10 protein-coding genes are annotated in these 10,793 nt (G+C 70.2%); 8 read left to right on the top strand and 2 right to left on the bottom strand.

What is annotated here, in order from left to right:
• The coding region (locus ACFU7D_RS25960; protein WP_378872846.1) for a GTP pyrophosphokinase family protein at positions 1–679 on the bottom strand (679 nt) is incomplete at its 3' end.
• Positions 680–914: 235 nt separating this feature from the next.
• On the opposite strand from ACFU7D_RS25960, the gene ACFU7D_RS25955 reads away from it, so the two are divergent.
• The 8 genes from ACFU7D_RS25955 (at position 915) to ACFU7D_RS25920 (ending at position 10,508) form a co-directional block, all read left to right on the top strand.
• The gene (locus ACFU7D_RS25955) at positions 915–2,570 is read left to right on the top strand and encodes an enoyl-CoA hydratase-related protein (RefSeq protein ID WP_378872844.1); all 1,656 of its coding nucleotides are present in this window, start codon (positions 915–917) and stop codon (positions 2,568–2,570) included.
• Between the two features lie 73 nt (positions 2,571–2,643).
• Complete coding sequence (locus tag ACFU7D_RS25950; RefSeq protein ID WP_378872842.1) at positions 2,644–3,807, top strand: phosphotransferase family protein; 1,164 nt, start codon at positions 2,644–2,646, stop codon at positions 3,805–3,807.
• Entirely contained in the window at positions 3,804–4,958 is a 1,155-nt protein-coding gene (locus ACFU7D_RS25945; protein WP_378872840.1) for a hypothetical protein, read from the top strand. Before ACFU7D_RS25950 ends, ACFU7D_RS25945 begins: the two co-directional genes overlap by 4 nt.
• 10 nt (positions 4,959–4,968) lie before the next feature.
• Entirely contained in the window at positions 4,969–6,408 is a 1,440-nt protein-coding gene (locus ACFU7D_RS25940; protein WP_378872838.1) for an aldehyde dehydrogenase, read from the top strand.
• Positions 6,409–6,518: 110 nt separating this feature from the next.
• A complete protein-coding gene (locus tag ACFU7D_RS25935) occupies positions 6,519–7,580 on the top strand; it encodes an ABC transporter substrate-binding protein (RefSeq protein ID WP_378872836.1) in 1,062 nt (353 codons plus the stop codon).
• Entirely contained in the window at positions 7,580–8,431 is an 852-nt protein-coding gene (locus ACFU7D_RS25930) for an ABC transporter permease (RefSeq protein WP_378872834.1), read from the top strand. The genes ACFU7D_RS25935 and ACFU7D_RS25930 overlap by 1 nt, the downstream gene beginning before the upstream one ends.
• Positions 8,404–9,165: an ABC transporter ATP-binding protein gene (locus ACFU7D_RS25925; RefSeq protein ID WP_378872831.1), complete on the top strand. Its 762-nt coding sequence runs from the start codon at positions 8,404–8,406 to the stop codon at positions 9,163–9,165. The genes ACFU7D_RS25930 and ACFU7D_RS25925 overlap by 28 nt, the downstream gene beginning before the upstream one ends.
• A complete protein-coding gene (locus tag ACFU7D_RS25920) occupies positions 9,165–10,508 on the top strand; it encodes an LLM class flavin-dependent oxidoreductase (protein WP_378872829.1) in 1,344 nt (447 codons plus the stop codon). Before ACFU7D_RS25925 ends, ACFU7D_RS25920 begins: the two co-directional genes overlap by 1 nt.
• Here ACFU7D_RS25920 and ACFU7D_RS25915 read toward each other — a convergent pair.
• A partial coding sequence (locus ACFU7D_RS25915; RefSeq protein WP_378872827.1) for a hypothetical protein occupies positions 10,505–10,793 on the bottom strand: 289 nt, incomplete at its 5' end. The genes ACFU7D_RS25920 and ACFU7D_RS25915 overlap by 4 nt on opposite strands.

The raw sequence follows: 10,793 nt of genomic DNA, 5'->3' as shown, positions 1-10,793 counted from the left end.
GAACCGGGCCGTGCACCTCGCTGCGGAGCCGGGCCATGGTGGCGTCGAGGTCGGCCGCGGTGCGGGCCGCGGCGCCGAGCTCATCGCGCAGGGTGCTGGGGACGGTGCCGTCGTACTTGTAGTAGATCGAGTGCTCGACGCTGGCCCAGAAGTCCATCGCGATCGTGCGGATCTGCAGCTCGACCGGCACGTCCACCACCCGGTCGGAGAGGTAGACCGGCACCTTGATGATCAGGTGGAGGCTGCGGTAGCCGTTGGCCTTCGGGTCGGCGATGTAGTCCTCGACCTCGACCACGTCGACGTCGGACTGGCCGCCCAGCATCTCCATGATCCAGTAGACGTCGGAGACGAACGGGCAGACCACCCGGATCCCGGCGATGTCGCGGATCTGCTGCTCGAGCGCCGTCAGGGTGGGCGGGCAGCCGATCTTGCGCGCCTTGGCGAGCAGGCTGTCGGCCGACTTGAGCCGGGTGCGTACGTGCTCGATCGGGCTGTGGTCGTGGGTGTGCTCGAACTCCTCGCGCAGGATCGCGATCTTGGTCGAGACCTCGTCCATCGCGAACTTGTAGCGCATCCGGAACTGGTCCAGCTCGCGCGCCGTCTCACGGGTCATGTCGTCGGCGCTCGCCTCGACGAGATCGACCAACCCGTTGAGCGGGTTGTCGTCGACTGTGGTCATCGTCCCCCCTTGTGACACGACCATCTTTGCAGGCGGCGACAAGACGACGGCGTGGTGCCCGGCACGTGGAGCGGGGCGAGCGGCCCGGATACCACCAGGTCTTCCGTCCCTTTCCTGGACACCGGCGTGCGGCCCGTCGCGGGCGCCCGATACAGTGACACCCCTCGGGGGATAAATACCCCTCGGGGGATAAGAGTCTGTTCGGGCTGCCTACGAGTAAGGACACTTCCCCCACATGCGCATTCTGCTGCTCGTCTCCGCGTTCAACGGCCTGACCCAGCGGGTCTGGTGCGATCTCACCGAGGGTGGCCACGACGTCGGCGTCGTGCTGGCGCCCGTCCATGACGACTCGTCGCTGGTGGCGGCCGTCGAGGCGATCGAGCCCGAGCTGATCCTGTGCCCGTTCCTCAAGCACCGGGTGCCGGAGGCGGTCTGGGGTCGCTACCCGACCGTCGTGATCCACCCGGGACCGGTGGGCGACCGGGGCCCGTCCTCGCTCGACCACGCCACGCTCGACGGGCGTGAGCGCTGGGGCGTCACGGCCCTGTCCGCCGTCGAGGAGATGGACGCCGGTCCGGTCTGGGCGACCGAGACGTTCGCGATGTCCGAGGTGCCGATCGCGAAGAGCGCGCTCTACAACGGCCCGGTGGCCGACGCGGCGATGGACTGCGTCGCGGAGGTGCTCCGGATGGTCGAGGCGGGGGAGACTCCCAGGCCCGCCGAGGAGTGGGCCGCCGAGGTCGAGGGCACCGGCGAGCTGCCGCTGCTGCGCCGGAAGGCCTTCGAGATCGACTGGTCCGCGTCGGCCACGGAGATCGCCCGGCGGATCGCGGCAGCCGACGGCGCCCCGGGTGCGCCGGCGACCATCGAGGGAAAGACGTACTGTCTCTTCGACGCCGCCACGACCCCTGAGAGCCATGGCGACGTGCAGCCCGGCACCGTGGTCGGGGTCGACACCGACGCGGTCGCGATCGCCACCGGCGACGGCACCCTGTGGGTCGGCTACGCCGCCGCGCTCGAGAAGAAGCGCGGCCCCAAGCTCCCGGCCGCCTGGGTGCTCGACACCCGGCACGCGCCCTACCGGAGGATGCCGGACGAGCTGGCCGAGACGACCTACGAGCGCGAGGGCGACGTCGGCTACCTGACCCTCCGCTCCTACAGCGGTGCGATGCACACCCAGCAGTGCCGCCGGATGACCGATGCGGTCCGCAAGGCGCTCGTCGAGGACACCACGGTCCTGGTCGTACGCGGCACCGAGCACGCCTTCTCCAACGGCATCCACCTCGGCGTCATCGAGGCGGCCCAGGACCCGGCGGCCGAGGCCTGGGACAACATCCGGGCCATCGACGAGCTCTGCGTGGCGCTCGCCGAGGCCGAGCAGCTGACCATCGCCGCGTTCACCGCCAATGCCGGTGCCGGCGGCGTGATGGCCGGCCTCTGCGCCGACATCACGGTCGCGCGCGCCGGTGTCGTGCTGAACCCCTACTACGACATGGGCATCTTCGGCTCCGAGCTGCACACCTGGGGCCTGCCGAGCCGGGTCGGCGCCGAGAAGGCCGACGAGCTGCTCGGTGCGAAGCTGCCGATCTCGGCGGCCGAGGCCGCGCGGATCGGCATGGTCAGCGACCTCGGACCGCGCGACGCGGCTGAGTTCGACGGCTGGCTGCGCGACCTCGCTCAGGGCATCGCCGAGCCCGAGGCGTACGTCCCGGCGCTGGCGGCTCGCGAGGCACGCCGCGCCGGCGCGATGCCGATGTCCTACTACCAGAGCATCGAGCTGGCCGAGATGGCTCGCGACATCTTCGACGACCGCTTCGGGTTCGCCGCGAAGCGGAAGGCGTTCGTCACGAAGGCGGCGCCGACCGAGACGCCGGCCAAGATCCTGTTCTGACTGTTGACAAACTAGAACGTGTTCCACCAATCTGAGGCGTGTGATCTGACTCACACGCCTCTAGGAGGAGCACGTGACCCAGGCGCCCCCGCCGCCCGAGATGACCTTCCAGAAGTCGGGCCGCGACCCCGCGGCGATCGGCGCCAGGCTCGAGCAGTGGCTGACCGCTGCGCTCCCGCCCGGCGCCGATCCCGAGGTCGCCATCCTCGGCGGCATCGACGCCAACGGGCTCTCCAGCGAGACCGTCCTGCTCGACGTCACCTCGACCGTCGACGGGTCGCGGCAGACCAAGGCGTACGTCCTCCGGGTGGCGCCCCGCCCCGAGGACGTCCCGGTCTTCGCGACCTATGACCTGCAGGCGCAGTACGACGCGATGCGCCTGGCCGGCTCGCTGTCGCCCGTCCCGGTGCCGGAGGTCGGCCTCGCCGAGATGAGCGGCTCGGTCCTGGGGACCCCGTTCTTCCTGATGGAGCGGGTCGACGGGGTCGTCCCGCCCGACGTCATGCCCTACAACTTCGGCGACAGCTGGCTCTTCGACGCCTCGCCCTCGGACCGGGTGGCGCTCCAGCAGCGCTCGGTCGAGGTGCTCGCCGGGCTCCACTCGATCCCCGACGCCGCGTCGCGGTTCGGGTTCCTCGATCCGGGCCTTGCTGGTCATTCCGGCGAGACGCTGATCGCCCGCAACCTGGCCAAGACCCGAGCCTGGTACGCCTTCGCCTCCACCGCCGAGGAGTGGGGCGGTCGCTCGCCGCTGGTCGAGCGCGGTCTGGCCTGGCTCGAGGCCAACCTCCCCGACACTGATCTCTCCGAAGATGGCGGCGAGCCGGTCCTGTGCTGGGGTGACGCGCGGATCGGCAACATCATCTACCGCGACTTCGCGCCGGTGGCGGTCCTCGACTGGGAGATGGTCAGCCTCGGGCCGCGCGAGATGGACGTGACCTGGATGATCTTCGCCCACCGCATCTTCGAGGACCTGGCCACCATGCTGGAGCTGCCGGGGATGCCGGACTTCCTCACCGCATCCGAGGTGCGGGAGGCGTACGCCGCGGCGACCGGTGTCGAGCTCGGCGACCTGACCTGGCACGAGGTCCACGCGGCGGTGATGTGGGGGATCATCTACCTGCGCATCGCGGCCCGGCAGATCCACTTCGGTGAGATCGAGGCGCCCGAGGACCCGGAGTCGTCGCTCTATCACCGGGCGATGTTCGAGGCGATGCTGGCCGAGGTCGGCGCATGAGCGGGCTCGGGTCGCACGGGGAGTATGTCGGCGTCGGCCCGCTCGACGAGTACCCGATCCACCAGCTTCCGCGACCGGTGGCCTGGGCGGGGAGCAGCGACCGCAACTTCTACGACCGCTGCTACCTCAACGCCCACGACCGCACCGGCGACCTCTTCCTGATCACCGGGATGGGGTTCTATCCCAACCTCGGCACCAAGGACGCGTACGTCCTGCTCCGCCGTGGCGACGAGCAGACCGCCGTGCACCTGGGCGACGGCGCAGACCCGCGGGGCGGTGACCGGATGGAGCAGCGGGTCGGGGCGTACCGGATCGAGGTCACGGAGCCGCTGCGGAAGCTTCGGCTGGTGATGGAGGAGACCCACGGGATCGCGCTGGATCTGCGCTGGGAGGGGTCGTTCGAGGTGGTCCAGGAGCAGCCGCACGTGATGCGTCAGGGGGCTGCCACCGTGCTCGACGCGCAGCGGTTCGCGCAGGTCGGGACCTGGGAGGGGGTGATCGAGGTCGACGGCGAGCGGATCGCCGTCGACCACGATCGCTGGGTCGGCACCCGGGACCGGTCCTGGGGGATCCGCCCGTCCGGCGAGGGGGTGCCGCCGGGCAAGCCCGCCGATCCGGAGTTCGAGGGGATGTGGTGGCTCTACGTCCCGCTGAGGTTCGACGACTTCGCCGTCGTCCTGATCATCCAGGAGACCCCCGACGGGCATCGAGTGCTCAACGACTGCACCCGGGTCTTCGCCGATGGCCGGGTCGAGCAGCTCGGCTGGCCGCACGTCCGGATCCACTACCGGGACGGGACGCGGCTCCCCGAGGGCGCGACGATCACGTGCACGACCCCGGACGGGAAGCAGTTCGTGCTCGAGGTCTCCTCGCTGCTGGGTGCGCCGATCCATGTCGGCGGCGGCTACGGCGGCGACTCCGACTGGGCTCACGGGGTCTGGAAGGGCGCCGGGTTCACCGAGCGGCTGACCTACGACATGACCTCGGCGGAGGTCGCCGGCCGGGTGCCGTTCGGGGTGATCGACCATGTCGGCCGCGCGGTCGCGCACGGTCCCGGGGCCGATGGGGTCGAGGGCTGGGGCCTCTTCGAGCACGGGATCCTCGGCCGTCACGACCCGTCCGGCTTCACCGACTGGCTCGACCGGATCTGAGGAGCAGACCATGACCTACGACCACGACGCACTCTTCATCGGCGGCGCCTGGGCCAAGCCCGCGACCGATGCGACGATCGAGGTGATCTCGCCGCACAGCGAGGAGGTGGTGGCGCGGGTCCCCGAGGGCTCGGTGGAGGACATCGACGCCGCTGTCGCCGCGGCGCGCACGGCTTTCGACGAGGGCCCTTGGCCTCGGATGTCGCCGGAGGAGCGGATCGAGATCGTCCAGGCGCTCTCGGGCCTCTATGCCGGCAGGCTCGGCGAGATGGCCGAGGTGATCACGGCCGAGATGGGCTCGACGATCTCGTTCAGCAACCTTGCTCAGGCGCCTGCGCCGTGGATGCAGATCGAGGCCTTCCTCGGCATCGCGCGCGAGTTCCCGTGGGAGTCGCGGCGGGCCGGCGTGCTCGGCTCGGACGTCGTCGTACGCCATGAGCCTGTCGGCGTCGTCGCCGCGATCGCGCCGTGGAACGTCCCTCAGTTCACCGTGCTGTCCAAGCTCATCCCCGCGCTGCTGGCCGGCTGCACGATCGTGATCAAGCCGGCGCCGGAGACTCCGCTCGACGGCAACCTCCTCGCCGAGATGCTGATCGAGGCCGGGGTGCCCGAAGGCGTGGTCAGCATCGTCGCCGCGGGGCGCGAGGTCGGCGAGCACCTGGTCACGCACCCCGGCGTCGACAAGGTCGCGTTCACCGGGTCGACCGCGGCCGGCCGGCGGATCGGCGCGCTGTGCGGCGAACGGCTCAAGCGGGTCTCGCTCGAGCTCGGCGGCAAGTCGGCCGCGATCGTCCTCGACGACGCGGACCTCGCCGCCACGCTGGAGGGCCTCAAGTTCACCGCGCTGATGAACTCCGGGCAGGCCTGCGTCGCCCAGACCCGCGTGCTCGTCCCCGTCGGCCGCCACGACGAGATCGCCGACGCGCTGGCGGCGACGGTCGCGTCGATGAAGGTCGGCGACCCGTCGGACCCGGCGAGCGAGCTCGGGCCGATGGTGGCCCGTCGCCAGCAGGAGCGGGTCGAGCGGTATATCGCCCTCGGCCAGGAGGAGGGTGCCCGCCTGCTCACCGGCGGCACCGGTCGTCCGGCCGGTCTCGAGACGGGTTGGTACGTACGCCCGACCGTCTTCGCCGGCGTCGACAACCGGATGCGGATCGCCCAGGAGGAGATCTTCGGCCCGGTCCTCTCGGTGATCCCCTACGGCTCGGTCGAGGAGGCCGTACGCATCGCCAACGACTCCGACTACGGGCTGGCTGGGACGGTGTGGACCGCCGATCAGGAGGCCGGGCTCGATGTCGCCCGCCGGGTGCGGGCCGGGACGTACGGAGTGAACACCTACACGATGGACTTCGCGGCGCCCTTCGGTGGCTTCAAGGCCTCCGGGATCGGGCGGGAGTTCGGGGCGGAGGGCCTGGCTCAGTACACGGAGCTGAAGTCGGTCTACCTCTGATCCTGGCTGCGTCTCGTTCTCCGGAGGCACGTCTCAGGATCCGAGCAACGCTTTTATAGCCAATCTCTACTGACTTACTCTGGTTTGGACGGACCAACCAGAGGAGAGCCATGATCCGCCCCACCCCACCGCGCCTGACCGCCATCGCCGCCGTTCTCACCACCCTGCTCCTGGGGCTGACGGCCTGCGGCGGCGCCGATGCGTCCAGTGCCTCCAAGCTCGCCGCTGACGCGGCGCTCCCCGACCAGGTCCCGGAGGGGACCGTCCTGCGCCTCGGGCTCCCGCCGATCGAGGTGGCGCTGAAGGCGTCCGGCCTGATCGACGAGGTCAAGGGCTATGAGATCGAGTGGGCCAACATCTCCGGTGGTCCGAAGAGCATCGAGGCGTTCCGGGCGGACGCGCTCGACGCGAGCTACGTCGCCGACATCCCGCCGCTGTTCGCGACCTGGACCGACACCCCGGTCAAGATCGTCGCGGTCACGGAGAACCCGGACCCGCTCGACAACCCGATCTACGAGCTCGGGATCGCGCCGAAGTCGAAGGTCGAGACGCTCGCCGACCTCAAGGGCAAGAAGATCGCCTACTCGCCCGGCCAGGCCCAGGGCGCGCTGGTCCTCAAGACGCTCGAGGCCGCGGGGCTGACCCAGAAGGACGTCGAGCTGATCGAGATCCAGAGCGTCGACGACACCTTCTCCAACGCGCTGGCCTCCAACCAGGTCGACGTCGCGCCGCTCGGTGGACCGCAGCTGACCTCCTACCTGGCCAAGTACGGCCGTGACGGCGCCACCTCCATCCGGACCGGCATCCGCGACGACGCGACCCTGATCTACGGGCCGGAGGAGACCTTCGAGGACGCCGCCAAGGCGGCTGCGTTCAAGGACTTCCTCGCGCTGTGGGTCAAGTCGGAGAAGTGGGTCGACGAGCACCCGGACGAGTGGATCCAGGCCTACTACGTCGACCACGAGGGGCTGACCTTCGAGGACGGCAAGAAGGTCTTCGAGTCGTCGGGGCAGAGGATCATCCCGGAGAACTGGGACGAGTTCATCGAGCGTCACCAGGAGACCGCGGACATCCTCGTCAAGGAGCAGGACCAGCCCGACATCGACGTCAACGACCTCTACGACCGCCGCTACGAGAAGGTCATCGCCGAGGCGTTGAAGGGCGGTCAGTGATGGCCACCACGGCAGTCGAGGCGCCGATCGTCGGTGTCGTCTCGGAGAAGGCCACCGACAAGCGGGTCGTACGCCGTCGCCTCGGCCCCGGCCCGCGGGTCTCCGGCACGCTGTGGATCGGGCCGGTCCTGCTCCTGGGTCTGTGGTTCCTCGCCTCGGCGACGGGGGTGCTGGATCCGCGTACGCTGTCCGAGCCGTGGGTGGTGGTCGAGACCGCGCAGCGGCTGATCGCCGACGGACGGCTCCCCGAGGCGCTCGCGACCTCGGCCTACCGGGCATCGCTCGGGCTGGTGATCGGGGTCGGCGTCGGGCTGGTGCTGGCGCTGGTCTCCGGGCTCAGCCGGGTCGGTGAGGCGCTGATCGACGGTCCGGTGCAGGTCAAGCGGGCCATCCCGAGCCTGGCGCTGATGCCGCTGCTGATCCTGTGGCTGGGGATCGGGGAGCCGATGAAGGTGATCACGATCGCCCTCGGCGTACTCATCCCGATCTACATCCACACCCACAACGGGCTGCGTGGCATCGACAGCCGCTACGCGGAGCTGGCCGAGACCGTCGGCCTGCGGCGCGGCGCGTTCGTGCGGCATGTCGTGCTGCCGGGTGCGACCCCGGGCTTCCTGCTCGGGCTGCGGTTCGCGGTGCTCAACGCGCTGCTGTCGCTCGTCGTCGTCGAGCAGGTCAACGCGACCAGCGGCATCGGCCACATGATCACCCTCGCGTCCAGCTACGGCCAGACCGAGATCATCGTCGTCGGCCTGGTCGTCTACGCCCTGCTGGGCCTGGTCGCCGACGGCATCGTCCGCTTCACCGAGAGAAAGGCACTGGCATGGCGACGCACGCTGGAGAGTCACTGACCGCATCCGCAGGACCCGCCGTACGTGTCGAGGGGCTGCGCCGCAGCTTCTCCGAGGCCGGCGGGGTGCTCAACGGGCTCGACCTCACCATCGAGGCCGGTGAGTTCGTGGCGCTGATCGGGCGTTCGGGATCCGGGAAGTCCACGCTGCTACGGGCCCTGGCCGGCCTCGACCGCTCCGTGGCGGGCTCGGGTGTCGTGGACGTGCCCGAGCGGGTCTCGGTGGTCTTCCAGGACTCCCGGCTGCTGCCGTGGCGGCGGGTGCTGGACAACGTGATCCTGGGGCTTTCGGGTCCCGATGCCCGGGGTCGCGGTCTGGAGGCGCTCTCCGAGGTCGGGCTCGAGGGCCGCGACAGGGCCTGGCCGCACGAGCTCTCCGGTGGTGAGCAGCAACGCGCGGCGCTGGCGCGGTCGCTGGTTCGCGACCCGCAGCTGCTCCTCGCCGACGAGCCGTTCGGCGCCCTGGACGCACTGACCCGGATCAAAATGCACAAGCTGCTCCAGAAGCTGTACGCCGCCCACAACCCCGCCATCCTGCTGGTCACCCACGACGTCGACGAGGCGATCACGCTCGCCGACCGGGTGATCGTGCTGGTCGACGGCGTGGTCGGCTCCGACATCCGGATCGACCTGGGCTCGAAGCGGAGTCCCGGCGACCCGCGGTTCGCCTCGCTGCGGGCCCAGCTGCTGACCGAGCTCGGCGTGGTGGAATCGGTCGAGGAGGAGGTGGCCTGATGAGCGCTCGCCAGCTCCACCTCAACCTGTTCCTGCTCGACACCGGTCACCACGAGGCGTCCTGGCGGCTGCCCGGGTCGGACCCGCACGCGAACCTCTCGCTCGCGGCACACCAGCATCTGGCCCGGGTGGCCGAGGAGGCCAAGTTCGACTCGCTGTTCCTGGCCGACTCGCCGGCCATGTTCGGCGAGCCCGGTCGGCGGCCGTCGGGGCGTCTCGAGCCCACGGTGCTGCTGACCGCGCTGGCGGTCTCGACGCAGCACATCGGCCTGATCGCGACCGCCTCGACGTCGTACAACGAGCCGTTCAACCTCGCTCGGCGGCTGGCCTCGGTTGACCACATCTCCGGCGGGCGAGCGGGGTGGAACATCGTCACCACCGCCGGGGACGCGGCGGCACGCAACTTCGGGCTGGAGGGGCAGCCGCTGCACAAGACCCGCTACGAACGGGCCACGGAGTTCCTCGACGTCGCCACGAAGCTGTGGGACAGCTGGACCGACGACGCGATCTTGGCCGACAAGGACGCCGGCGTGCACGCGGTCGGCGACCGGATCCGGCCGATCTCCCACGTCGGGGCCCACTTCTCGGTGGAGGGTCCGCTCAACCTGGCACGGTCTCCGCAGGGCTATCCGCTGCTCGTCCAGGCGGGCTCCTCGGACGACGGCAAGGAGTTCGCGGCGCGCTGGGCCGAGGCGATCTTCACCGCCCAGCCGACGCTCGCGGAGAGCCAGGCGTTCTACGCCGACATCAAGCGGAGGGTGGTCGCGGCCGGGCGCAACCCCGACCATGTGCTGGTGCTGCCCGGGATCGTCCCGGTCCTGGGTGACACCGAGGCCGAGGCGCGTGAGCTCGAGGCCGAGCTGGACCGGCTGATCGCCCCGGAGTACGCGGTGGCTCAGCTCGCCCAGCTCCTGCAGGTGGATCCCTCGCGGCTCCTGCTCGACGAGCAGCTGCCGGCCGACATCGCGACCGAGGACGAGATCGAGGGTGCCAAGAGCCGCTACACGCTCATCGTCGACTGGGCTCGGCGCGACCGGCTGACTGTGCGCGAGCTGATCGGGCGCCTCGGCGGCGGGCGAGGGCACCGGACCTTCACCGGCACCGCCGTCCAGGTCGCCGACACCATCCAGCACTACTTCGAGAACGGCGCCGCCGACGGGTTCAACATCATGCCCGCCGTGCTGCCTTCGGGTCTCGAGGCCTTCGCGTCGTCCGTCGTGCCGATCCTGCAGGAGCGCGGGCTCTTCCGTACGGAGTACTCCGGGGTCACCCTCCGGGATCACTACGGGCTGCCCCGTCCGGGGAATCGGCTCGATCTCGGAGCTGCGGAGGTTGCCTCCTAGTCGGGTCGACTCGGCGTGACTCTCTGGTGTGGTTGCGTCGGGTCGACCGGTTTCTTTGGACGGTTGTGCTTGTGGTCGAGCTTTGTCGAGACCACCTGCTCCGTGACCGTTTCTTCGTGGCCGGTGCGAGCCGCCGGCCCAGTCTTGAGGGTCTTCTCGACGAGCCCCGGAATCGAGACGCCCTGCGGGCGCCGGCTTCGCCGGCCGCGTTCGGCGGTGTGTGTCGCGGACGGTGGTGTCCGGTGGTCGAGCTTGTCGAGACCATCTGTCCCGTGACCGTTCTTC

Origin of the sequence: Nocardioides sp. NPDC057577, from assembly GCF_042801335.1 — a bacterium.
Classification (GTDB): Bacteria; Actinomycetota; Actinomycetes; order Propionibacteriales; family Nocardioidaceae; genus Nocardioides.
The sequence above is the reverse complement of the archived record's forward strand: the minus strand, read 5'-3'. Positions and strand labels throughout refer to the sequence as shown.